Genomic DNA, 26,735 nt, shown 5'->3' with positions numbered 1-26,735 from the left:
ACCAATCACGGCGAATCCTGCACGAACATGGGTAAACGTTGCATGAACAAGGATTTATTTTTTCGGAATAATCCGGAAATTTTCAGGCCGGTTTCAGTCTGATTTTACCCTATGATTCTTCGGTATTCAACTTCACCAAAGATCTCTTCGGCGTGAGTCTGATAAGGCTCTTGCGCGAAACCCCAAAAATTTAGCGTGAACACGGCAAAATGCTGCGCGAATAGCGTTTTAATTTTTAGCTAAATTCTCTAATTTTAAAAGCAGATCCTTCTTATTATCATGACATTGTGAAATTTTGCATCATTGTTCTTCTGAAAATATCTCTTGTTATGGGCGGGCCGTTGACTGCATCCGGACAGGCAGCTAAATTCCTGCCTGTTCCACAATTTAAGCTCCTCTATGCCGACACGCTTTACAATGACGCTATTGCCAGAAAGGACACCGATCTGCTGGCTGAGGCATACTATTTATATGGGAAGAGTTACCGGGCAGCGGGCGATATCGAAGCAGGACAAAAATGGTATTTAAAAGCATTTCAGCTGTTGAAACCCAGAGGCGACTCTCCCGGTTTGAGCAGGCTGTATTACAAATTTGCTGACGGGGAAATACCAAGAGATTATAAGAAAGCGCTGCAATGGATAAGAGAAGGATTGGCTATGGCCAAACGGGTGTCATCAAACAAATTTATTTATTGGGGTAATCAAAGGTTGGCAGAGATTCACAGCATTGACTGGTCAGAAGCGGGAAAGAAACCCGACCTGCCCAAGCAAAATCTTGATAGTGCCAGATATTATTTACATCAGCGGAAAGTTCACGCTATTGAGGTCAATGATTCCTTAGGATTGGCGGAAGCCTACGTAGCCACGGCGCATTTTAGATTCAGGTTGTTTAACGATGCTAAGGCCATGGAATCCGGGTTCAAAATGGCCTTGTCTATTCACAAAAAAAGACATGACGACGGTGGACAGATAGACGTACTTTATCCATTGATCAAATTCTATTTTGCAAGAAAACAATATGAACCGGCACGAAAGGCACTTGAAGAGGTTCGGCAAATACTCGACCGGTATGACTATTTCAACAATGGATTTAGTGGGCGAGGCGAGTTCGTGGACTTGTATGCTGAGTATTACCGGCAAACGGGTAAATGGAAGGACGCCGCTGAAAGCATGAAAGAATTAAGGCAAATTGAGTTGGCAACCTATTCCACTGAAAGTCAGCTTGCCTATTCGAGACTTACACAGGAAAATGAAAAAGAGAAAAAAGATGTAGAACTGAAAGCGAAGGATAAGGAACTCGCAATCAGGTCCGAAATGCTGCTGGCACAAAAAAGATTTACCATTACCTCCCTCATGCTCCTGATTGTCACGGCCGGTATGAGTCTTGTCTTTTATCGGTTGTATAAGAAAAATCAAAAGATCAATGCCCAGAATGAGCTGCTGGTAAAAGAACAAAATCATCGTGTCAAAAATAACCTGCAGGCCATTTCCAGTATCCTTAGCCTTCAATCCGACATTCTTACCGATCCCGGGGCTTTGAAAGCAATCGAGGAAAGTCGTTTGCGGGTAGAAACAATGGCCATACTGCACCGAAAACTGTACGATGGAAATCAACTCGCCAAGGTTTTTATGCCCGATTTTATCGAGGAACTTACGGAGGGTGTACTCCATGCATACGGTTTTGAAAACGTAGCGCTGGAAGTAAAAGCAGATGCGATTCATTTGTCTGCCGACCATGCCGTTCACATTGGACTCATACTGAACGAGCTGATTACCAATAGTTGTAAGTATGCATTTCCAAAACATGATTGTCCCAAACTCTGCATCACCTGTATCCGGTATTATGCGTGGTCTCAAAAGCATATAAAATTAATTGTTGCGGATAATGGTCCGGGATTCACAAACACCAAAAACGACATAACGGGATTTGGCATGAGCCTGATAAAAATGGAAACCGAGCAACTTTACGCCAAATACACCTTTGTCAACGAAGGCGGGACCAGATTTTCGATGGACTTTCAGGAAAGTAGTCCTGAGCCGACCATGCTTTGAATTTATTTTCATAAACATCATTGTCTCAATACAGGATTTTACCGGTCACACTAATTTAGACAATTGAAAAGCTACGAAAAATGGAAGCTCTTAACATTTTAATAGTAGAAGACGACGTGCTTACCGCCGCAGATATCCGGAAAACCCTGGAAAGGACCGGTCACCGCGTGACTGCTAGCGCCAGAACTTTTCAGGAAGCTGTTATGGCAGCTAGAAATGAACGACCGGATCTTCTATTGCTGGATATACATCTAAATGGGTCCCAGGACGGCGTTGCAGTGGCCGGAGAGATACTTAAACAATACCAAATCCCGATTGTTGTTTTAACGGCCAATACCGAAGACGAAACCTATAAGCGGGTTAAAGAAACGTTCGTTCCTGCCGCATACATCACAAAACCGTTTCGACACCTTGATCTGACCCGTGTGATAGATCTGGCCTGGCATAATTTCAGGCCAGATGCTATGCCTGAAATTAGCGCTGTTGCGGATAGTGTTTTCCTTCCTGTGGATAAGGGCTTTCAAAAAATAATTAAATCAGAGGTTACCTACATTGCCACGAAGAAAAGCACGCATTCGGTAAATGTGTATGAGGTATACAAAAAAGAACCATTGCTGATAAATTTATCGATGGGCCATCTCGAACAGTATTTTGGTCTTCCACACTTTTTTCGGCTTTCACGATCATTGATGGTGAACCTCAATTACATTGAGCGGATTGAGGGAGCGCAGTTAAAAATTCAGGAAACAGGAATCCTGCTCACGATTCCCGAAGCGGCGCGAACCGATCTGATGAGGAAACTGGCCATTGTACGCGGGCCACGAAAATAGAATACAGTTGTAAAGTACCCGTATCTATCCGGTAAGACGGGCAAAAATATACAGCGTAATAGAATGTAAGCAGGTTTTGATTAACCATTCTTGAATTTAAGTGTATTTTTCTATCGCAAATAATTCACATTTTTAAAGTGTTTTATTGACATTTTTATAAAAAATATCACCTTTGGGTGACTAATAAGTCAGTCTGCCCAATCCATTGCTCCCAACCTGTCCGGGAATTTGTAATCATTAATTTTTAACGTATGCACACAAAACATTTGATTGTCCAAAAATCCCTCATACGCCTTTGAAAAAGTTATGCAGGAGCATGTTTCTCAAAAACAGAATTTGTTACCGATCATCATAAAATGATCTCCGGAAGGCGAAATTTTGCTTTCCGGAGATCATGATTTACGTTTTCAAATTACAAGGTATCCCACCAATTTTTAACCGCTTGTGTGTCACCCCCAATATTCTTCGCCGCCTTTTCGCTATTTGCGGCGTTGCTGGCCCGGGAGCCGCTCGGGTATTTCAGGCGTTTCGGCACATCTGTTACTTCCGGATCGAGACTGCCCGAGGCTGGTGGAATAAACAATAGGTCGCCGTTTGGTTTTTTAATGTCTAACCGTAACCTTTCCATCCATGCCTGTATACCTTGCATATAAAGTGCCAGCCATTTTTGTGTGCCAATTACGTTTTTCCAGTTCCCTGCATTGTAAGGCACTTCTGCCAGATAGGTCGAGATCACTTTGGGATCTGTAACGCCCCATTGTGTCATCGAAGCCGTTACCGCTGCGTTGTATAAGCTTTCTGCGTTTTCCGTACCAACATTCATGCCTCGCGCCGCGGCTTCTGCTTTGATAAAGGCAATTTCTGCATAGGTAATAATATAGCCTTTTGCAGCGCCGCTGTATGCGATAACGCCCGGCTTGGAAAGCCCGATCATGGTTGGCGAATTTGCTTCGGTGCCGTACACCTTTCCTATGTATTTACCGTTGGTCTCGTCGGGGCGTGCAAATATTGGCAAGCGAGGGTCATTGACCGATTTTAAATAGTCAACAAGTGTTGAAGTGACAGCGAATTCAACGAGCGGACGTTCCACGTCATTATAAGGAAAACGGTTTGTGGTGGTTGCTACATTATAAGGAAAAAAAACATCCTGACTTACATCCGTTAATGTATTTTTCGCGGCCTCTTCAATCACCAGTTTAGCCTCTGCCGGTTTAACATCGGCCATTCTTAACGCTATGCGCATGCGTAATGCGTTCGCAATTTTTACCCATTTCTGGGCACTTCCGTTGGCAACAATATCACCACGTATCGCACCCGACGGGGTGTTTGTCAATACGTCAGCCTGTTTTTTTAAGGAGGCAAGTAGCGCTGTGTAGATATCCTGGCCTCTGTCATAGACGGGTTGCGGAGTGCTTTCGCCATTAAGCGCCTGGGTGTATGGAATGTCAACGTAGACATCAGTCAACACATGAAAAATCCATGCTTTCAATATTTCAGCAACGGCTATGGTATGCGGGTTGCTTTCCTGGGGATGGCGGTTATAGTAATTCTGAATTTCCTGAAGATCCATCAACGGTCCAGCGTATAGTCCCGTCCACAAACCGTCGTTTGTGAACAGAAAACGGCCATCGGACGTTTTATCGGTTCCCATCCAGTACTGTGAAAGTTCCATGCCGATACGTCCGTTGAAATAGGTGTCATACATGAGATCGGTGGCTCGTTTTTCAGCATTGGCTAAAAGAAATTCCGGTTGGGTCTCACTGGATCTGGAAGGATCTGTATTCAGTGTTTCAAAATTATTACAGCCGGTAGCAGCAATGATCATTGCCGTTATCAGGAATATCATTTTACTTTTCATATGCTCAAAGTTTTAAATTTATATCACCTTTCGGGGTAAATGCGTTAAAAAGTAACATTAAGATTTGCACCAAAACTACGGACAGGAGGTAATGCACCGCCTTCAAAGCCAATTTGATTACTGATGGAATTGGTTATGTTGGCAGGATCCACGTTGGGTGCATTGCTTTTGATCAGCCAGAGATTACGACCGGTCAGTGTGAAGCGTAAAGCCTGCATTTTGATTTTTTTTGCCCAGTTTTCAGGCAAATACCATCCCAGGCGGACCTCACGCAGATAAATATAGCTGCCGTCGTAGAGGTTGGCCTTGCTGATACGGTTACCGCCGTCTGCATTAAAATGGGTACGCGCCAGGACAACGATGTCGTTCGCTGTACCATCCGCCTTAACCCCCGGATTTATAATGCCATTTTCACGAATGCCATTTTCGGCCGTTTCCTTAAGCATACCGGATTTGTTTCCGTACAAATTGGTATAGGAAAAGAAATCACCTCCTTTCTGGAAATCGACCAGTGCAGAAAGATAGAAGTTTTTGTAACTGAACGTATTGGATAAGCCGCCTATGAAATCAGGGTTGGCATCACCGATAATAACCGGCGTAGGAGTAACGTTATAGGTCCCGTTAGCGGCGACAGTTTTATTTCCATTTGCATCATAAACATAGTCGGTACCCAGCATGGTACCCAGCGACTTGCCTTTTTGCGCTACCATGGAAACCTTGTTGGTCCGGCGTTCGGTACCGATAATAAACCGTTCGATTCCCGCAATATTGTCACCGGTGCTGTTGAGGTTAAGCACGGTATTTTTGTTTTTTGAAAAATTCAGGGCGACTCTCCAGCTGAAGTTTTTCATTGCAACGGGCGTGGCCGAAAGCGTAAGTTCAATCCCCTTGTTCTGCACAGTACCGCCATTCACGATTTTGGTAGTGAAGCCACTTTCTGAGGGTATCTGAACATTCCAGATCTGATTTTTTGTCTTACGGTCGTAATAGGTAAAATTGGCTCCGATGACATCATTGAAAAACTTAAAGTCCAGCCCGCCTTCAACTTCGGATGAGAGTTCGGGTTTCAGCCGGCTGTTGAAAAGTTTATCAGAGGTACTTTGTAGCGGAAAACTGTTGAACGGAGCGACGTAGTCGTAATACCGGGATACTGAATACGGATCCGCATCATTTCCCACCCTGGCATAAGATAAACGTGCTTTTCCCAGCGTCAGCCAGTTGCTTTTCCGAATAACATCTGAAAAAATAAAGGAAGCAGCCAGTGAAGGGTAGAAGTATGAATAATTTCCGGTTTGCTTCAGTGTTGACGCCCAGTCATTTCGGCCTGTGGCCGTCAGATATAAAAATTTGCCGTACCCAAAGGTCGCTGAGGCGAAAAGGGAATTTGTTTGCCGGTTTCCGTAGGCGTTTGAGATCGTGGCCGGTGTAACCGAGTTTTGTAAAACATAAACCAATGGATTCTGAAGTCCGCCGTTGGTGGTTCCCGCGTCCACGCTTGATTTGATACTCAGAATGTTACCGCCCGCAACTGCTTCCAGACTGAATTTGGAATCATTAAATGTTTTATTAATGTTCAGCGTTCCCTGGTAGTTGTTTTCGTTATTGATGGCCACGCGCTTGGCATAAGACCCTACAAAAAATCCTTTCGCACTGCGCACTTCATCCAAATGGTTCAGATAATCTGAAAAGACACGGACATCCGCACTCAGCCAGTCTGTGATCTTGTAAGTTAGTCCCGCGTTGCCAAAATATCGGTTATTCTGGTCGGTGTTATAGCTTTCGTATTGGTTCCAATAAGGATTTTGGGTAAAGGCTGGCTTTTGAATGTTCCACGCCGTACGGTTCCATGACTGTTCTGTTCCGTCGTCATATTTATAATTTTTCAGATAAGCGTCGTCAATCTGGCGTTGCCCGAACATGACGTAAAAAAGCATGGGGTTGTTTCCAAAGAAACCGGTTCCCGGTCGTCCTTTGGAATGGTCGTTAATGTAATTGATCCCACCGCTGAAAGTAAATTTTTCGGTAAATTTGTAAGTGGTGTTTAAGCTGATAAAAAAGCGGTTCAGGCTGCTCCCGGGATAAATAAAATTCTGTTTTGTTTGTCCGAGAGAAAAGCGGATCGACCCCTTATCAGTGCTGCTGGCGACGGATAAATTATTTGAAAAAGTTACACCGGTTTTGAAAAAATCCTTCGCATTGTTAGGTTGCGGACTCCAGGGAGCTGTTTTTCCGAAATTTGGATTATTTCTGTCCTGATCCCAGGACCAGTAATGCCGCACCAGTTGCCCCTCCAGTTTGGGTCCCCAGGATTCATCAGTTCCGTAGTCTGGAATGAGGTCATATTTTCCTTTGCCGTCATTGTCATCATAGGTGCCGCCACCGGCTAAAAATCCGCTTGGGTTCTGATTTACATACAGTTTTGTGAAACTGGAACTGCCACCGCCTCCATAAGAATTCTGGAATTTGGGCAGCAATGAAACCTGATCCATTTGAATATTTAAGTCATAATTCAATGAGAGGCTGCCGGATCCCTTTCCGGATTTAGTGGTAATGTAGATAACACCGTTTTGGCCCCGGCTCCCGTAAAGTGCTGTTGCTGCGGCACCTTTTAACACGGAAATATTTTCAACATCGTTAGGATTGATCAACTGGGCCGGATTTCCATAATCATAGCCTCCGCCACCGGTTCCTTGTCCTCCGGTGACTCCGTAGGAATTGAGGTTCATATTGGCCATCGGAACACCGTCTACGATAAATAACGCATTGTTGTTTCCTGATATCGATTTCAAGCCCCTGATTGTTACGCGGGAAGATCCGCCCATAGAGCCACTGTTGCCACCGATCTGAACACCTGCCAGCTTACCCTGAAGTGAATTGATGTAATTGACTTCCCTGGCCTCCTGAATGGTTCCACCGTCTATTTGCTGAACCGCATAACCGACATTTCGCGTATTTCTCTGAACACCCAAAGCGGTAACCACAACCTCGCCAAGGCTCTTGATGTCGGCCACAAGCTTGATCGTCACGGTAGACATGGACGGTGTAATTTCGACATCCTGGGTTTTATACCCTATCGAAGAAATGGTTAAAGTGTGATTTTGGGGTGGGAGCGAGAGCGTGAATTTGCCTTCGGCCGTTGTGTTGGTTCCGGTATTTGTCCCTTTTACTAAAACATTGACACCCGGAAGGGCGGTGTTGGACTCATCTACAACTTTCCCGCTGATCTGCCGGTTCTGCGCCTGAATTTTCAGATTCAGAAACATGATTCCCAGTATAATTAATAAAGAACCTCGTATACATTTGCTCATATTTGTATAATTTAAAGATTTTTTATCAATAATAATGAATTATTTTCGATAAGGATACTATTGTAAATTTATTTTTTTTCATATTTTTTGAAAAGGATCGGTTACATCCGGAAACCGGCAATCCTGTGACTACGAGCAATTCACAACGCATCTTTCGGAACACAGTGGCCGTATTGGTTCTTTCTCCCAGTCTGTCCCGGATTTTGCCGGAAATATTTGCAGCTATTTTGACAAAAATATTCTTCGCTGCCCGTTTTCAATGTTAATATTTTAGTGCTTTTATTGATATACGTAATCGGGCAACCCGCAAATCTGCACTTAAAAAAGTAGGAACTAATTAATAGAAGGTTGATCTGCAGTTAACAGGATGGTAACACTGAAAAACTACATTTGTACTCGATTTAAGACCGGTGTGAGAAGGGGGCTGTCGGGGGTGTATTTCATAGAAATACTGATTGATTTTCCTGAATAAGATCGGTTACGTATATGAAATATCGTTCAGTTTTGGATGGTATCAAAACCTACTTAAAGCGGATCGGAAATGGCTTGTGCTTGAATACTTACTACTCAAATATAAATTAAAATGAAAAAATTCTTTACAGGATTAGTCCTGTTGTGCTCGTTACTGTTTTTGGTAACTCCGAAGATGTATGGGCAAGGCAATCAGGCAACAGTTATCGGAAATATTTCTGAAGAAAAAACAGGGCCGATTATTGGCGCGACGGTTATTGTTAAAAATGAATCAACCGGGTTTCAGACCGGTACCGTTACCGACACAAAAGGAGATTACATTATCAAGCAATTACCACTGGGATCACCTTATTCTGTTACCGTTTCTTACCTGGGATACGGTGAGCAGAAGAAAACCGGATATTCTTTGAATCAGGGAGATCAGCTTCGCTTGAATTTTAGTCTGGAAGCGAGTGCCACCGAGCTCCAGGCCGTGGAAATTGTAGCTAATTCATTGAAAAATACCGTTGAAACGCTGGGCGCTTCGACACCGATAACGGCCCGCGATATTGCCAGGCTTCCCGTAAATGGCCGTAATTTTACGTCCTTGATTGATCTTTAGCCATTAAGTAACGGCAGTAGTTTGGGCGGCCAATTGGCATCTTCCACAAACTTTACGATCGATGGGATGAGTTCCAGAGGAACCATTGCGGGAGGAAGTACTTCCGGCGCTTATTCCATTTCCATGGAAGCCATCAGGGAATTCAAAGTTGTTACGAACGAATATGACGTGACGAACGGACGCGCTGGTGGTGGTACGATCAGTACGGTTACAAAATCGGGAACGAACAAACTGTCCGGGAGTGCTTTTACGTTCGGTCGTACCAACTGGTTGTCAAGTCCTTATGATTTAAGAGGAAATAAAAGAACGCAGGAGTTTTCGACCTATCAATACGGTTTTTCACTTGGAGGCCCAATCATTAAAGACCGCGCGCATTTCTTCGTCGCCTGGGACCATCAGGCCGATTCCCGTCCGCTTTATATTGCCAATATTATGTCTGCGGCGGATGAGGCTGCCAACAAAGTTACCCAGGAAACGCTTAACAACTTTGTGGATATTGGGCGTTCGAAATACGGATTGGCAAACTCACCTCAGTTTGGTGCATTTGGCAAAACCAAAGGAACTGACGCCGTTTTTGCCCGTATCGACTGGCAGTTAAATGCTAAAAACCTGCTTACACTGCGTAACAATCTGGTGTATGAAATGGACAATCTTTCGGAAGGGGATAACTCCGGTATCAACCTGTATGAATCTTATATCAACCGTAAAAAGTTTGACAATAGTTTGATGGTTTCGCTTCGTTCAACGCTTAGCCCGAAATTAACGAACGAAGTGAAAGTGCAGCATTTTTATGAGGACGTTGCCGTCATTCCAAACAGTCAGTTGCCGGGTGAAAGCATTCCTCGCGCAATCGTCGAAAACGTACAGTCCGTTTCTGGGACTAATACTTATTTCAACTCCATTCAGATTGGTGGACAGCGTTTTGCGCCTGAATGGTTTAAGGGAAATGTAGTGCAGTTGGTCAACAACCTTTACTACAATACGGAAAAAGTGAATTTCACGTTTGGTGTGGACCTTCAGTTTAACCGAATGCATTCCCGGTACGGAAGTGAAATGAACGGCCGGTTCTATTTCACAGGGATGGAGAACTTTAATAACATGACGCCATACCGTTATGCGAGAGAAATCAACTTGCTGGATGACCCAAGTACGGTTGTAAACTCGTTAAGTTCTGGTCTTTACGGACAGATGGAAACGAAACTTGCGCTTGGGCTTCAGATGATGGCCGGTGTGCGTCTGGATAATACCCGTTATTTAAACAAAGCGAATTTTAGCCAGGTGGTCTATGATGAACTTGGTATCAAAACGAACAACAGCATCAATACGTTACAGGTCCAGCCACGTGTTCAGTTTACCTGGGATATCAACGAAAGAAGCAAGGATATTTTCCGTTTTGGGGCAGGGATTTTCGGATCAAACCTGAACCCCTATTCGATGATCAACAACATGCTTTTTGACGGAACAAGAGTGGCGTCCGTTGAAATTCAGGGAAATTTGGTTCCAAAACCTGATTTTGTAGGATACAGAGCAAACCCTGCTTCGGCACCCGGCGCTGAATTATTTGATATTCCGGGCGTTGAAAGATTGCTGACAATTAACACCAATAGTCCGGATGCAAAAGTGCCGGTGCTTTACAAAGCCAATTTTTCTTATAACCACTTTTTCAGTGACCGTCTGCGGGTTGGGATAAGCGGATATGCTTCCTGGGCACGTAATAACTATATGTACATCGACCGTAATATGGTGGAAGATCCGTTTTTCAGAATTAAAGCCGAAGCAGACCGTGGCGTTTACGTACCTGCTACTTCGATTAACGCTAAAAATGGTGCAACAAACTGGTTAAATGGCCGTAAAACAACAAAAGTTGGACGTGTTTTAGAGCTGGTCAGCGAAGGGAAGAAAAATCAGTACGCGCTGGTAATCGACGGAACGTATCGTTACTTTAAGGATGGACAAATCACAGCTTCTTATACCTGGAACGATGCAAAAGACAATACCTCGTACAACGGAAACGTGGCCAACACGGCAACGCTTGACCAAATGGTTGTGGATGATCCCCGTGATTTGAGTAAAATGCAATATGCAAATAACCAGTTCCGCAATAAGGTAGTATTTTACGGAACGGCGCCAAGTTTCTGGGGTGTGACTTTCGGACTTCGCTTTTCAGGCATCGGAGGAACGCGTTATTCGATGGCCGTGAGCGGTAACATGAACGGTGACTTTGTGTCGTCAAATGATCTTGCTTATATTTATGACCCTGCAAATGCCGCTACGCCGGATTATATTCGCACCGGTATTCAGGCTATTCTTGACAATAAGGACGCGGAAGATGGAATAAAAAAATACATTCGTGAAAATCTTGGTAAAGTTGCCGAACGCAATGGCGGTATCAATGATTTCTACGGCGTGTGGGATGTCCGTCTCTCGAAGCGTTTCAAGATTTACAAGACGCACGGTATTGAAGCTTCTGTTGACGTTTTCAATATGGCTAACCTTCTGAACAAGAAATGGGGCGTTGGTAATAACCTGGGAAAACAAAATCTTTACTCGATCAAGAGCTTTGACGCAGCGAAACAGGAATTTGTTTACAACGTAAATAAAGCAACGGGTGTTTCCAGCTTGAATGGTAACCCGTACCAGATTCAGCTTGGTTTGAGGTACTCTTTCTAAATTTAAGAATAAAAGCCAAAAGCATGGATGATCTCTTGAGTGTCGTCAATGCTTTTCGCTTTAAAACTGTACGACAAATCCAATTTTTAACTTCGAATGAAAAAAATATTATCTATTCTCGTGGTATCTGTTTTGTCTTTCACAAACGTGATTGCCCAGGATGCGCATGTTATTCTGATCAGCATCGACGGTTTAAGACCTGAGTTTTATAAAGATGCTTCATGGTCCATGGTAAATCTCCGGCAGGCGATGAAAACCGGAGCCTATGCTGATGGCGTAACGGGGGTTTTTCCGACCGTTACCTATCCATCGCACACAACCATGATTACCGGTGTGAAACCGATCAAACATGGTGTTTACTACAATACGCCATCCGAACCGCTGGAAGTAACCGGAAAATGGAACTGGGATTATTCCAATATTAAGGTTCCGACCATATTTAGCGCGGCCAAGGAAAAAGGATTGAAGACGGCTTCTGTTTTTTGGCCGGTTTCTGTCGGTGGGCCAGCCACGTATAACATTCCTGAGTACTGGTATCTGCCTGAAACAAAAGGAGGGAAAAGAAACATGACCAAAGCGCTTTCAGAGCATTCCTTCCCAAAGGGATTTTATGAGGAGGTTCAGCAGAACGCTGTGGGTAAGCTGGAAGAAATCGATTTCGATGGCGAATATCTAAGTATCGATGATAACCTGTCGCGAATGAGCAGCTATATTATCAGACAATACAAGCCTTCATTTTTAGCCGTTCATTTGGTTGCGGTTGATCATTTTGAACACGAAGAAGGAAGGGATGGCGATAAGGTACGTGCTGCGTTGTCGAGTGTCGACAGAGGAATTAAATCAATTGTGGAAGCGGTTGAAAAGGCCGGTATTAAAGAAAAAACGACAATTATCGTGACCGGCGATCATGGATTTGTTGATATTCATGCGTCTATCTCGCCCAATGTTCTGCTGGCTCAGGCCGGTTTATACAATCCGGATCAAAAGGGGAATTGGAAAGCCTATTTTCATGCTTCGGGAGGCTCGTCTTTTTTACATTTGAAGGACAAAAACGACAAAGCAACCCTGGAAAAAGTAAAGGCAATTTTAAGTAAATTACCCGTTGCCCAGCAGGCGATGTTTACGGTAAAAGATCGGGAGGCATTGGATGTCGTGGGTTCTGATCCGAACGCGGCTTTGGCACTGGCTCCTAAACAAGGTTTCACGTTTGGTAATGCCGCCACAGGAGATTTGATCCGTCCGGCAAGCGGAGGGACACACGGCTTTTTTCCTGATTTTAAGGAAATTCAGACGGGTTTCGTTGTGTTTGGAAATGGTATAAAAAAAGGAACTGTGATTCCGGAGATGGGTTTGCAGGACATCGCTCCCTTGATTGCAAAACTGTTAAAAATTGATTTCCCTTCCGCCGATGGAAGTTTGTATCCCGGACTTTTAGTGAAAGAATAGGGAGAAGTATCATTCGCGGTAGTCAGGTGAACTTCAAAAAAAGATAACCATTGTGCGTTAGTTAACGGCGCAATGGTTATCTTTTTTTTGAGATATGTGGTCCACAGAATACCGTCAGTCATTGATTAAATAAACCGTATCATCATTCATTTTGTAGTGAGGTATCGGTCATGGTAGTAAATTGGTGTGACGTGGGACAAGAAATCGATGCCGTTTAATAAAACGCTCCGCGATCCAACCGGTTTTTTGCGCGCTAAGATCAAAAATACTGCTATTTATGTATTCTGATTTTCTCAAACCGAAGCCATATTATGCGAAAGTTTCCTGAACGACACGCGCTTTTTTGTCTGATAGGTTTATTTGTTTTTAGTATTCTTGTGGTTGATGCACAGGTGCTTGTAAAAGATATCAAACCGTTAAGGGCCTCTTCTAATCCGGAACAGCTTACGAATGCCAACGGACTACTGTATTTTGTCGCTGACGATGGTGTCCACGGCAAGGAGTTATGGAAATCTGACGGGACCGCGGAGGGTACGGTTATGGTGAAGGATATTATTCCGGGAGCTGGCGACGGGTTTATCAGGAATTTGCTCCATGTGGGTGGAAAACTTTTTTTTGCCGCTTCAAATCCGCAGATCGTTAACAAACTTGGTGGGGGAGAGACCAAATTATGGAAAACGGATGGGACAACCGCCGGAACTGTTGAGCTCAAAGATGGTATAAACAATCCGTTGGAAAGTTTGAAACCGGCTAACCTGACACCCGTAAATGGTGCGCTCTTTTATACCAATACACTTGCGGTGGGAGGACAAAGCAATTCCGGTTTGTTTACATCGGATGGAACGGATTACCCCGGAACGCAGCTTTTTGGCACTTTTGTACAACCCTCGTCTCAGAATAATCCGCTTGACAGTAATATTCCCTATGAACCTTCCGCGAAGGCAACCGGCGCTATTGCTCCCTCGAATTTTGTCAATATCAAAGGGACGTTGTATTTTGTTTTTGCAGGATATTTATGGAAGTCGAATGGTACTGCGGCGGGAACCAGAAGGATTAGCCAAACGCTCGAACCAGGTTATCTGACGCATGTGAACGGGGTGCTTTATTTTGTCAACTCAGGGAAATCGGTTTACGCAACAAATCCGTCGTTGAATACCGCGTATGCTGTTTTCAAGACGTCCGGTCCGATTGCCAATCTGATCCATGTAAATGGCAAGCTTTTTTATACCCAGAACAGGCTCAGGGTCACAGGAAATGAACTTTATAAATTTGTTTTGCCAAAAGGAAAGAAAGTCATTTTTCCGCTGTAAACAGTTTTTCTTTGGGATTTTCAAACCGGGCGATGCATGTCGTCAAATAAATTAGCCATCCTGTGGAAGAAAGCGCCCGGTAATCTATCTTTGGTTAAACAAATCAATGTAAAATATGAAAACGAAGCTTACGCTGTTATTGCTGTTCATAGGTACGGTGTCATGGGCCCAGCTTCCGGCTGCCGACGATATTAAGACTTCGAAGGGTGCATTGAAAATCCAGCCGTTGATTCATGCTACTTTGGCGATGACCTGGAACGGGAAAACGATTTATGCCGACCCGTACGAAGGCGCGAAAACATTTGAGGGCATAGCCGCTCCGGATCTGATTTTGATCACCGATATCCACGGCGATCATTTTGATTCTACGACCCTGGAAGCACTTGATTTAAGCCACGCAGTGCTGGTGGTTCCTCAGGCAGTAGCCGATAAAATGTCGGACAAACTGAAATCAAAGGCAGTGATTATCAATAACGGACAAACCATCAGTAAGCTTGACATTGCGATAACGGCGATACCGATGTACAATTTGCCGGAAGCGGCAGACGCGAAACATACTAAGGGAAGAGGTAACGGCTATGTTTTGAAAATGGGTGGCAAAACGGTTTACATTAGCGGTGACACGGCTGGAATTCCTGAAATGAGAGGTCTGAAAAATATCGACGTGGCATTTGTCTGTATGAATTTGCCCTACACGATGGATGTCCCGGAAGCTGCTGCTGCCGTGCTTGATTTTAAACCCAAAATTGTTTACCCTTATCATTACCGTGGCGCAAACGGATTTAGTGATACCGAAGCTTTTAAAAAACTCGTTAATGCGTCCAGCACATCCATTGATGTCCGGTTGCGAAACTGGTATGCAAAGAAATAATTTGGTCGTTTTGTGGTCACCGGCGGCTCAAAAAAGCCATCGGCGACCACAAAATAGACTTTCAGTATTCTACCGCAATGCTTCCAGATGGTAGGAATTTAAATATCCGTCCACGGTAAGTTTGTAGGCCAGTCGCTTATTCTTGCTGTTAATCTGAACCTTGTATGCACCTTCCTGTAAGTTCGAAATATCGAACCACCGGCCGTAAGAGGCGTTATTGATCGGTTCATAGTAGATTGTCCGGAGTTCTGAATCCCTGATGGTAACGGTGAAAAGATCCTGAGTAGGGTTTTTTAAGATGATTTTTAATTTTCCCTTATCGAGTACATATACGTTCGAGGCAAAAGTTTTGCTGGATTCTGAAAAGCCAGCGGCGTTCGCTTCGGGTTTATGAATATCCCGGAAATCAGGCCGGTTGTCTGCCACCAGGTCATAGGACCGGACCATAGAGGTAAGCAGATTTTTGTTCATCAACTGGCTTAGCAAATTGTCAAACCGCCGGATGTTCTTTTTAGTTAATTTGATATATTTACTCGGCATTGTTTCCTGATAAATAGGCTGGTGGTCTGCGTCGAAAAACTGAACAATCGTACTTTTAGAGCTGAAATCTGTGTGAAGCTGCCAGTATCCTTTCCCGGATTCTTCGGATGAATAATGGGACTGGCCCAAAATGGGCAAACTTAATGTCAAAAGAAGTGCTATGATTAGCACCTTCGTTTTTGGGGTTTCTGAACTTTTCATGGCTATCAGGGATAAATGTTTTTTGTAATAAAGCAACAAAATAAGGTGCTCCGGAAATTTGGGTATCCGGTTTACTAAACATGTATAACTTGCTGGCCATCAATTGTTACAAAGAGTCATATTTATTAAGAACGTTGCAGGAAATAGAAAATATTTTCCAGATAAATTTTCTCTCATGCAGATCGGGCAAGAACCGATCACATAGAAGTTGTTTAAACTTATTTGTGGTAAATTAATATGCATTACGCGAATTGTATTGTAAGACAGTTTTGCCGTCTGCGATCGGGCAAAATTTGATTTCTTGCCTTCAGCAGGATAGCCGAGGTGGCCTCGCCGAAAGCCGATATACCATCAGCCCGAAAAAATCCCGGAGGGATGGTATTATTGTAGCAAATAAATGTCAGACCGTCCCATCAAACCCCGCCGGGGTGGCCGATTGGTTGTGATTAGCTACGCAGTACGGGAAATGAACGATACTTATTTCCCGTACACTGGACTTATTGTAATTTCAATGCGTAGAAGTATCCATTGGTGTCTCCAAAATAGAGGATATTGTTTTCACTGACCGGGTCGGAAAGAATAGAACCCAGCGCTAGTATTTTTTTTTCGGTAATTAGATAATCTTTTCCGTACAGGTCAACATCTTTCCTGATATGGTCGTTCGCATCGAAAAGACCGGCGTATAATTTTTTACTTTCAGGCGTTTGAAATGTCGAATTTATCTTGCCGGTTTCCGAATTTACAAAATAGATTTTACCATTAAACGAACCGAAAAAAACCTGATTTCCTATTGAGGACGCTGTCCCGTATACGCGCATATTCAGCGGCAGTGTCCATTTTATCTCACCCGATTCTGCGTTCATGCAATAGAATCTGTGCGTATCCGAAGTTCCGAAATAAAGGTTGTCGTTGTAAAAATGAGGCGTGGCAATAACCCAGCTTCCGCGTTCTTTCATATTCCACTTGCCGGTCCCGGTGCTTAGGTCTAGGGCATAAATGTTGAAGTCCCGGCTGCCAAAAAATATCGTATTCTTATGAATAATCGCTGCTTTTTGAATTTCTCCCTTGGGGAAATAAGCGTCGCCGACCGTCTTGAACTTCCATCTCAGACTGCCGTTTTTTGCATTCAGGGCATAAAACCAGCCATCATAACTGCCGATAAAAACGGTACTGTCTTTTACAACGGGCGATGCATGCACGATTCCGTTCGTTTTATACTGCCATAACTTCTTGCCATTAACCGCATCCAGTGCATAGATTGAGCTATCGCCGCTTCCAAAATAAACTACATTATTGAAAACAACCGGTGAGGAAAGATAGTAATCCCACAAATCATAACGCTGTTCACCACCTGTTTTGAAGTTCCATACTAAGTTTCCATTGGTTTTATCCACCGAATAAATGTTGCCATCCGTACTGGTAAACATCACGCTTTTTTCTGTCGAAGCAACCGAGGAGTTGACCTTTCCGTTGGTTTTAAATTTCCAGTTAAGCTTGCCTGCGGACTTGGTCACAGCATACAAATAGGTATCGCTGCTTCCAAAATAAACATGTGCTCCACTGACGACGGGTGTGGAATAAATCGCGCTGTCGGTTGGAAATCGCCAGAGGAAATCGTTTTGAGCAAAGGTGGTTAGTGAGGTAAGGGCACAGCATAGCAACAAGGATATTTGCTTCATGACAATCTTATTAGGTTTAGGATTAGCAACTTGGGTTGCAAATTATTAATATAAGTCCATTTGTTGGTGATTTGTTTATATTTAATTTGGAGAGCTGTTGTGTGGGTAAAATACCGCTTTGACTGATAACTAACCTGTTTCAGGTGAATGAAAATTGTTATCCGTAGCAAATTGAGATACTGAAAGAAACCGAAAATAAGCCAGTGGTGATTGTCTGAATAATAGTTCTCGTGGCTGTGTAAGGTAAAAAACCGGGATTTGCGTCTTATCTAAATACAAACTTCGTCCATGACGATTTTGACGTTTGACCTGACCAACATTGATTCAAAACATGCATCCTTTTCTTAAAAAATCCGGTAAATATTTGAGTGCTATTGCAATAAGTGGTTTGGTCGCGGCTTCTTTTTTACTGACCGGATATACGGACACAGAAAAAGAAATTTTGGACAGGCCTGATTCGCTGGAATTGAATCCGTTTGTTGAGCCGGGTTTTCCCTTTATCTCAACTTCTATCGATGCCCGGAAACTGGGTAATGGTTTTCCAAAGGATAATATGGCGGGAAGAACGCTGGCATTACAGCTCGGCGATAGCGCCTACGCCTGTTTTGATACCGATTTGTTGAGGTGGTCCGTGGCCTGGACGGGTAAATTTCTGCCCATGACACTTTTGGCGCAGGTTTCTTACAAGGATTTTTTTAATAAAAACAATCAGGTTACAACCCTGACCGGGCGTCCATTAATCGCCACAGGTTCATATGTCGGCTGGTCTGCGGGCAAACCCGAATTTCAATCGTCGGATACTTATCAGCCAACCTGGCGTCCGCTCCCTGCGGAAAAAGCCCGGTGGAATGGTGTTTATGTTTTTGACAAAAGAGCCATTTTGAACTATTCCGTTGGGAGTACCAACATCTACGAAATGCCCGGGAGTGTTACTTTTGATAACCAGACGGCTTTTACAAGAACTTTTCAGCTTGAAAAACCAACGGAGGCACTTTTTCTGACGGCTGCCGAAATCACCAATGCAACTTATAGTGAGGTGAAAAACGGAGTGGCCTACATTTATCAGGGTGCGAACAGAGATACCGTTACCGCGGTCGGGATTGCGGGAAAAGGAAAGTCTGCGCTTAAAGCTGAAGTTCGTGATAACAAGTACCTGACGATTCACGTCCCTGCCGGTTCTGATGCATCATCCATGAGCATTGTAATATGGAAAGGGTCGGCTAAGCTGAAATCAAAATTTGAGAAATTGTGCCGCAAAACCCAGATTATATTGCCGGAATTTAAAAGTGGAGGACCGGGACAATGGAAAGAAACGGTTGTGACACATGGACAATTAGCGCCTGACACGGCCGCTTTTGTAACGGATTTGCTGGGTTTGCCGCTTCATAATCCGTGGAAACGTAATGTTCGGGTTGCTGATATTTCATTTTTCAAAGATGGACATGCAGCCGCCGTCACTTTTGACGGAGACGTGTGGCTTATCGAGGGGATCGATCAGGATCTGAAAAATGTAAGGTGGCGACGCTTTGCCTCGGGACTGCACGAACCCATGAGCATTGAAGTGGTGAAAGACAAGATTTATGTTTTTGGCAGAGAAGGAATTGTTCGTTTGAATGACCTCAATAACGATGGAATGGCAGATTTTTATGAAAATTTCTCCAACGTCATGGCTCAGTCATCAGAATCCAGGGAATGGGCCGCTGATATGGTTTATGCGCCGGATGGTAGTTTTTACATCGCCAAAGGTGGAAGTTTAAGTAACGGTCCGGGCGTCACTGCCCAGGTCGGCAAAGGGTTCAGGGCCGGTTCAGATGAAAACGGTACCGTACTGAAAATTAGCCCGGATGGCCGTAAATCCGAGGTGGTGGCAACAGGTTTGCGTGGCCCATATCTTGGATTTAACTCAGAAAAAGGGATATTGACAAGTACGGATCAGCAGGGAAATTTTGTCCCGTCGTCGCCAATTTATGTGTTAAAAAAAGGCGATTATTTTGGGGTCATCCCGACGTTGCACCGGAAAGATAAACCCGCCATAACGCCGCCACTGACCTGGATACCGCACCGGGTAGATCGTTCCAGTCTGGGGCAGGCATGGATAACGGGGAATAAAATGGGGCCGCTGAGCGGAAGTCTGATCCATTTTTCGTTTGGTCGCCCGGGTTTATTTCGGGTTTTGATTGACAGTACGTCGGCGATTTTACAGGGCGGTGTCTCGGTAATTCATGCCAATTATCCGGCTCCAACTTCAAAAGGTACGATGAACCCGGTGGACGAACAGTTGTACATAACCGGGTTTAATTTGTGGGGTTCAACTTCCAACGGCATCAGTTCTTTGCTCAGGTTGCGTTACACCGGCAAGCCAAGTTATCTGCCTGCAATGATCAGGGCGGGCAAGCAAGGCATTATTCTCGGATTTGATGCAGAACTGGATGCTGCAACAGCGTCGAATCCTGAAAACTTTCGGGTAAAAAGATGGGATTATAAAAGAACGGAGGAGTATGGTTCCGGTCATTACAAAACGGACGGAACGTCGGGAGAAGAAACGCTGGCTGTCACGGCTTCGTATTTGTCGGCTGACAGGAAAAAAGTGCTGTTGCTGGTTCCTGACATGAAAGAAGTGATGCAAATGGAGGTGGTTTACCAGCTCAAATCCAGAGACGGGCATAAAATGAATGATCCGTTCTGGTTCACGGTTAATAGCGCCGGTAATCTTAATCTGGATCAGTACGGTTTTAAAAATGTTGATCTCGCACGGTTATCGGTTGAAAAGAAAGAAATTGTAAGTGCAAAAAAGGATGAGATGGCTACGGCGGAAAAGGGAAAGGCGTTATTTCAAAAAATGGCCTGTGTAGCTTGCCATTCGGAAGGTTTAAAAACGGACGGAATGTATGGCCCCCCATTCCAGAATCTTTATAAATCCGAGAGACATTTTGAAGACGGCACTTCGATCATTGCTGACGAAAAGTATATTAAGGAGTCAATTCTGAGTCCTTCATTGAAAATAGTGAAGGGTTATAATGAAGAAATGCCGTCGTTTGTGGGGGTGCTTTCTGACTCGGATATTGAATCAATTATTTTACATATTAAGACACTTCCCAAAAAGTAATTGCGGTTGGGTAACGATTATCCTGTAAAAAAAAGCGGGAAGTGAATACATTTGTATCCCGCTTTTTTGCTCCTTGCAAAACAGAGGTCATAGTCTTAGTTATGCGTAATAAAAAAGAAGTTGAAACCATTCACCGGCACGAGGAATTACAGCAGGTATTTTCGTCAGAGGGTTATGCAGTGACCAGCGGTTTTGCTGTTCATATCGATGAAATGGTCAGGCATGAGCATTTTACGGAGGAGCATTTCAGGAGCGATTATCTGATTATTTGCCTTGTTGTCAGTGGTGAAGTAACCCTTACCGTGAATCTGAAAAAGTATGAGCTGACGACGAATGGCCTTATTGTGGTTTCGCCCAATGCCTTGAAACAATTTTTAAGTGCCAGCCCGGAAGCAAGATTGTCTGCCGTAAGCTTCACCGGTGACTTTCTGAACAGAGTTGGGATTCCTAACTTATCACCTGAGCTTTTTGACTATTTTTCTACAAAATTTTCACCTTTTTGGTCGCTTGATCAGGAATCTGCGGACATCATGAAAGACCAGATTTTTCAGTTGCATCGCAGAAATAACGCCGTGGAAAAACATCCTTTCGGTAAGGAGTTATTGTACAGTTCATTCCAGACTTTCATCTATGAGATTGCAGGTATCAGTCAGCGTTATGCCGAGCCGGTCACGAATTACTTTTCCAGAAAGGAAAATCTGGTGATGGAATTTATGCAGCTTGTACAGAAAAATTTCCGGCATGAGCGTACTGTGAATGTCTATGCAGAGATGTTGAGTATTACACCAAAGTATCTGACTGAAACCGTCAAAGAGATTTCAGGACAGAATGCCGGTGAAATTATCGACGATGTCGTCATGCTTGAAGCGAGGTATTTGTTGGGGAATCCTTCCCTCAGTATCGGGCAGGCGGCCAATCTACTTAATTTTAATGACCAGTCATTTTTCGGGAAATTCTTCAAAAGGCACGCGGGTATTTCGCCAAAAGAGTATCGTAAGGGATTATAGTTTTACACCAGATGCCTGGTTTTTTCTTTTTTGTAGTTTAATTTATAAACGACAATCATACCAAAGTTTGTTTTCCTGTTTTTATTAATTTATCGGTGTGACATATAATTGTCAGGTGTATTTATAGATAAAAGTGATCATCTTGTAGAATGGGTAGCTTTTTTTGAAATCTTGTTTCCGAATTTGTTTTGTAGTTTTTATAGGCTAGTGGAGAATTAAAAATTGTTTTTCTTCCCTTGCTTTCGATAAACCGACTTTTTGACCAATCTAACCGATCTGTAAACCTTTTGTTTGGGAAAGACAATAATCACCTTTGCAAACCCAACTTTTAAAGGTTACACGATTGAATCAAAAAATGAAAAGGAACAGATTTATTAGTCAGCCCATACTATCCATTTTATTATTGTCGGCTGTTACAGGTTTCTTGTCGGGCTGTGCCGCCAAGGAAGAGAAGAAGACCAAACCATCGGCTGTAAAAGTATCCGTTCAGGAAATCCGCAGTCAGGGATTGAAAGAAGAATTCAGTTTTTCGGGAACCATTGAGGCAGATAACTCGGTTCAGATCGGTTTTGCCGTGCCCGGTACGATCAGTGCAGTAAAAGTAAATGAAGGCCAGCAGGTGAGCGTCGGGCAAGTTTTGGCAACCATTGATGCAACGGAGTACGACAACGCGCTGCTCATTGCAAGCGCGGGACTGGAACAGGCAGAGGATATGTTCAACCGTTTGAATGGATTGTATCAAAAAGGAAGTTTGCCGGCAAAGGATTTTATAGACATCAAAACGAAACTTGCACAGGCGAAAGCGAATAAAAATCTCGCGGTCAAACGGGTGCATGATACGAAATTGTATGCGCCGATGTCGGGCATCATTACGGTTAAATCGCTGGAAAAAGGAGCCATGGCAGCGCCTGGTGTTCCGGTCTTTACCATTATCAAAACTGACCAGGTTTATGCTCGTGTGACCGTACCGGAAAGTGAAATCGGTAAGATTTCAAAAGGACAAACGGCCAGCGTTTTTATCTCAACGTTAAATCAGCAGTTGTCCGGTAAAATCACGATCATTAACCCTCAGGCGGATCCGGCGACAAAATCATATACGGTAAAAGTACAGCTCGGAAATCCGGCGGGGAGGTTATTGCCCGGTATGATTGCGCAAACCAAGATTGCAACCGGTGAGTCAGTGGAAGCGATTACGATTCCGGCTTCGGCGGTGATCCGGGATGCAGACGATATTACCTATGTGTTTGTTGCTGGCAGTGATCAGAAAGCGATGCGCAGGAGAATTACCGCAGGTGGTGTTCAGGGAAATGACATCGTTGTTTCAGAAGGGTTGAAGTTTGGAGACCAGGTGGTGATTGCCGGGCAAACCCGGCTGAAAGATGGTGCGGCCATCAGTTTATAACAAAAAATCTTAACCGGAATCTCCTGATCGGCAGGATTTTCATTTCAGAATCTTCTCTGGGATGGCTGGAATCCTATTATCTAAAAATCCGTACTTGTAAATGGAAAAGCATAAAATGAATTTTATAGAAGCGGCTATGAAGTACAAGCGGGTGACGATTGTCGTGACCGTACTTCTGGGTTTGCTCGGAATAAATGCGCTGCTGAACATGCCGCGCAGCGAAGATCCGAAAATAGATATGCCCGTGGCGATGGTCATGGCTTTTTATCCGGGCGCGGATGAAATCCAGATGGAAAAGCAGGTGACCAACAAGATTGAGCAATATCTGTTTTCATTTGAGGAAATCAGGAAAGAAAAGACAAAATCTTCCACCAAAGATGGACAGGTTTTTATCACGGTTGAACTCCATACAAGTGTGAAAGACCGGAAGAAATTCTGGTCGACTTTACAGCATGGTCTGAACATGAACATGCATTCTGTGCTTCCTCAGGGCGTTTTAGGGCCGATTGTCAATAGTAATTTTGGCGATGTTGTGGCGCAGATGATCACCGTGTCGTCTTCAAAACGCAATTATGCTGAAATTGAAAAGTATCTGGATGATCTGGAAGATGGCTTGAAAACAATACCAACCGTTTCCAAAATTAACCGTTCAGGCGGACAGAAACAGCAGATTTATATAAAAGTAGATAATGCCAAACTACGTCAGTACGGATTTGATGTTTCGGTGCTGGCAGGAGCGCTGCAAATGCAGAACGTGACGGGTTATTCCGGTGAACTTACGATCGCGGCTAACAATATCCCGATTTTCGCGAACAGTCAGTACAGGACGGAAGCCGATATTGCAAACCAGATTGTGTACAGCAACCCTGACGGAACGGTGGTCCGCTTGAAGGACGTGGCGCAAATTGAGAGACGGTACGAAGAGGTCTCTTCGTATATCCGTATGGGTGAAGATAAAGTGATGATGTTAAGCATCGAAATGCAGCCCGGCAATAACATTGTCGAGTTCGGTCATATTGTGCAGGATAAGATTAAGGAAATCCAGTCAACGCTACCGGAAGACGTGAAAGTAACGACCATTGTGGATCAGCCTCAGGTGGTAGGAGATAGCATTTCCCACTTTATGGTGGAGTTCGGGATCGCCATTCTGGCCGTAATCCTGGTCGTGATGTTTCTCCTTCCTTTCCGGGTTGCGTCCATTGCATCGGTTGCGGCACCCATTTCCATTGCCATTACTTTTGGTGTGATCAACATCATGGGGATAGAGCTGCATCAGGTGACTTTGGCTGCGCTGATTATTGTATTGGGGATGGTGGTAGATAACGCCATTGTTGTAGTTGACAATTATATTGAAAAGCTGGACGAAGGTGTGACGCCATGGACGGCGGCCTGGCAATCGGCTACCCAGCTTTCCCTGCCGATTTTCACGGCAACATTGGCGATTATATTTGCATTTGCACCACTGGCATTTTTTCTGGACGGGATTACAAAAGACTTTATCGCAGCGCTTCCGCTGACGATTGCGGTGGCACTGATCGCCTCCATGCTTGTGGCATTGCTATTGACGCCTTACATGTGTTATGTGTTTATCAAAAAGGGTTTGAAGCATAAGGTGAGTGATCGTCCGGTGAAAAAGAGTTTGCTGGATTATCTTCAGAATATTTTTAATATCGGTGTTGAGTTTTGTTTCCGCTGGCCAAAATCCACCATGGCGGCGGCAGTAGTTTCAGTTGCGCTGGCTTTCCTGACGGCCGCAAATGTTGAGCAGGAATTTTTCCCAACCTCCGAACGAAATCAGTTCAATGTGGAAGTATGGCTGCCAAGTGGGACGTCGTTACCAACGACGGAAAATGTAGTGAAAAAAGTTGAGGCGATATTGCAGCAGGACAAGCGTGTGGCCGGACTTTCCAGCTTTGTCGGAACAAGTTCGCCGCGCTTCCAGATGACTTATGCGCCGGAAACACCAAGAAGGAATTTTGCGCAGATCTTTGTCACGACGACCAGTCCGGACGCTACCAATGAAATGGTGAAGGAATACCTGGGTAAGTTCGACGGATTGGTTGCCGATGGCTATGTCCGGATTAAACAGCTGAGTATGCAGGCTGGTTCTCCCATCGAAATCCGTGTGATCGGTAACGATTTGAATGACCAGAAAAGGGTAGCGGAGCAGGTTACCGCGATTCTCGAAAAACAGGAGGGTACCAACTGGGTACGGAGCGACTATGAACAGGATTATATGGGTGTTAGCCTTAAAATAAAAGAGGATGTTGCCAGCCGGTTGGGTGTTTCCAATCAGGCAATTACCCAGACGCTGGGCGCCGGTTTGAAAGGATATTCGGTCTCTACTTTATGGGAGGGCGACAAGCCGGTTGACATATTTTTGCGCTTTGACGACGCCAGCCGGAAAGATTTTAACGACCTGGATAATCTCTATTTAAGCACGCAGTATGGCGGTAAAGTACCTTTGAAAGAAGTTGCCGAACTCGTACCTGCCTGGCATACAGGAACACTCGCGCACCGCAACGGGCTTCGCACGCTGACCATTCAGTCGGAGGCGCAGTTGGGGATAAAAGCCTCTGCGATTATGGCCAAGGTTCAGCCAGAAATTGAAAAGCTTGAACTGCCCGACGGGATCAGGATCGGTTACGGCGGAGAACTTGAATCAAGCGGGGAAAGCGCGCCGGGCATGGGTGTTTCGCTGGGCGTGAGTCTGATCCTGATTTTTATGACGCTTTTATTCCAGTTCAAGAACTTCGGAAAAACGCTCATCATCCTTGCCACATTCCCTCTAAGCCTTCTGGGTGCATTTTTAGGACTTTATGTAACGGGAAATCCAATGGGTTTCACGGCCTTTATGGGGATTATCAGCTTGATCGGGATCGTAGTGCGCAACGGGATTATCCTTGTTGATTATGCCGATGAACTTGTCATTGAACATGGTTATACTGTGAAGGCGGCTGCACTTGCTGCTGCAAAACGCAGAATGCGGCCGATTTTCCTTACTTCCGCAGCGGCTGCGGTTGGTGTGGTTCCGATGATTGTAAGCAAATCACCCATGTGGGGGCCGCTGGGCAGTGTACTTGCATTTGGACTGATCGTTTCGATGATACTGACATTATTCGTTGTGCCTGTTTTATATTACAGGTTCATCAAACCGCAACCAGAACCTGAAATGCCAACGCCCGACAGTGAGCATATTCAGTACAAACCTTCACATGTTTAAAAGCTGAACAGGGAAGTATATGTACGGGTAATGATTAATTAAAAGTGATGTTTTTAACACACGTCACTTTTAATTTTATTCTGTATAATCTTTTTTAAATAAGCTATTTAAACTAATAATGTAATAAGCCTTCCATGTTTTGAGTGTAGTAAGAGGTAGTG

At 44.2% G+C, this 26,735-nt stretch carries 15 protein-coding genes; 11 read left to right on the top strand and 4 right to left on the bottom strand.

Annotated elements, in window-relative coordinates:
• The first annotated feature begins 287 nt into the window (after window positions 1–287).
• Window positions 288–2,051, top strand: coding sequence for a histidine kinase dimerization/phosphoacceptor domain -containing protein (locus tag RB622_RS26195; RefSeq protein WP_308049742.1), 1,764 nt, complete (start codon window positions 288–290; stop codon window positions 2,049–2,051).
• 80 nt (window positions 2,052–2,131) lie between these two features.
• Window positions 2,132–2,881 (top strand): response regulator, encoded by a 750-nt coding sequence (locus RB622_RS26190; RefSeq protein WP_308049741.1) that lies wholly within the window; start codon window positions 2,132–2,134, stop codon window positions 2,879–2,881.
• Between the two features lie 412 nt (window positions 2,882–3,293).
• Here RB622_RS26190 and RB622_RS26185 read toward each other — a convergent pair whose 3' ends face one another.
• Both RB622_RS26185 and RB622_RS26180 read right to left on the bottom strand, forming a co-directional pair.
• Window positions 3,294–4,739: a SusD/RagB family nutrient-binding outer membrane lipoprotein gene (locus RB622_RS26185; RefSeq protein ID WP_308049740.1), complete on the bottom strand. Its 1,446-nt coding sequence runs from the start codon at window positions 4,737–4,739 to the stop codon at window positions 3,294–3,296.
• A 44-nt stretch (window positions 4,740–4,783) separates the two neighbouring features.
• The gene (locus RB622_RS26180) at window positions 4,784–8,047 is read right to left on the bottom strand and encodes a SusC/RagA family TonB-linked outer membrane protein (protein ID WP_308049739.1); all 3,264 of its coding nucleotides are present in this window, start codon (window positions 8,045–8,047) and stop codon (window positions 4,784–4,786) included.
• Between the two features lie 583 nt (window positions 8,048–8,630).
• Between RB622_RS26180 and RB622_RS26175 the strand changes: the two genes are divergently transcribed.
• The 5 genes from RB622_RS26175 (at window position 8,631) to RB622_RS26155 (ending at window position 15,416) form a co-directional block, all read left to right on the top strand.
• Complete coding sequence (locus RB622_RS26175) at window positions 8,631–9,119, top strand: carboxypeptidase-like regulatory domain-containing protein (protein WP_308049738.1); 489 nt, start codon at window positions 8,631–8,633, stop codon at window positions 9,117–9,119.
• Between the two features lie 66 nt (window positions 9,120–9,185).
• Complete coding sequence (locus RB622_RS26170) at window positions 9,186–11,789, top strand: TonB-dependent receptor (protein ID WP_308049737.1); 2,604 nt, start codon at window positions 9,186–9,188, stop codon at window positions 11,787–11,789.
• Between the two features lie 96 nt (window positions 11,790–11,885).
• Entirely contained in the window at window positions 11,886–13,235 is a 1,350-nt protein-coding gene (locus RB622_RS26165; RefSeq protein ID WP_308049736.1) for an ectonucleotide pyrophosphatase/phosphodiesterase, read from the top strand.
• A gap of 311 nt (window positions 13,236–13,546) precedes the next feature.
• The gene (locus RB622_RS26160; protein WP_308049735.1) at window positions 13,547–14,545 is read left to right on the top strand and encodes an ELWxxDGT repeat protein; all 999 of its coding nucleotides are present in this window, start codon (window positions 13,547–13,549) and stop codon (window positions 14,543–14,545) included.
• A 115-nt stretch (window positions 14,546–14,660) separates the two neighbouring features.
• Window positions 14,661–15,416 carry an MBL fold metallo-hydrolase gene (locus tag RB622_RS26155; protein WP_308049734.1) on the top strand — a complete coding sequence of 252 codons (756 nt, stop codon included), beginning with the start codon at window positions 14,661–14,663 and terminating at the stop codon, window positions 15,414–15,416.
• A gap of 69 nt (window positions 15,417–15,485) precedes the next feature.
• Here the strand turns inward: RB622_RS26155 and RB622_RS26150 are convergent, their stop codons facing one another.
• Together RB622_RS26150 and RB622_RS26145 are read right to left on the bottom strand one after the other, a co-directional pair.
• Entirely contained in the window at window positions 15,486–16,157 is a 672-nt protein-coding gene (locus RB622_RS26150) for a DUF3244 domain-containing protein (protein WP_308049733.1), read from the bottom strand.
• Window positions 16,158–16,654: 497 nt separating this feature from the next.
• Window positions 16,655–17,836: a PQQ-binding-like beta-propeller repeat protein gene (locus tag RB622_RS26145; RefSeq protein ID WP_308049732.1), complete on the bottom strand. Its 1,182-nt coding sequence runs from the start codon at window positions 17,834–17,836 to the stop codon at window positions 16,655–16,657.
• A 331-nt stretch (window positions 17,837–18,167) separates the two neighbouring features.
• Here RB622_RS26145 and RB622_RS26140 point away from each other — a divergent pair, with 331 nt between their 5' ends.
• The 4 genes from RB622_RS26140 to RB622_RS26125 all read left to right on the top strand — a co-directional run bounded on the left by RB622_RS26140 (window position 18,168) and on the right by RB622_RS26125 (window position 26,574).
• On the top strand, window positions 18,168–20,942 hold the full coding sequence (locus RB622_RS26140) for a DUF6797 domain-containing protein (protein WP_308049730.1): 2,775 nt from the start codon (window positions 18,168–18,170) through the stop codon (window positions 20,940–20,942).
• Between the two features lie 101 nt (window positions 20,943–21,043).
• On the top strand, window positions 21,044–21,949 hold the full coding sequence (locus RB622_RS26135; protein ID WP_308049729.1) for a helix-turn-helix domain-containing protein: 906 nt from the start codon (window positions 21,044–21,046) through the stop codon (window positions 21,947–21,949).
• A 355-nt stretch (window positions 21,950–22,304) separates the two neighbouring features.
• Complete coding sequence (locus RB622_RS26130; protein WP_308049728.1) at window positions 22,305–23,351, top strand: efflux RND transporter periplasmic adaptor subunit; 1,047 nt, start codon at window positions 22,305–22,307, stop codon at window positions 23,349–23,351.
• Window positions 23,352–23,451: 100 nt separating this feature from the next.
• Window positions 23,452–26,574 (top strand): efflux RND transporter permease subunit, encoded by a 3,123-nt coding sequence (locus RB622_RS26125; protein ID WP_308049727.1) that lies wholly within the window; start codon window positions 23,452–23,454, stop codon window positions 26,572–26,574.
• The last annotated feature ends 161 nt before the right edge of the window (window positions 26,575–26,735 follow it).

The organism is Dyadobacter sp. LHD-138 (genome assembly GCF_030929615.1).
GTDB lineage: Bacteria > Bacteroidota > Bacteroidia > Cytophagales > Spirosomataceae > Dyadobacter.
This window is presented reverse-complemented; position numbering and strand designations above follow the sequence as displayed.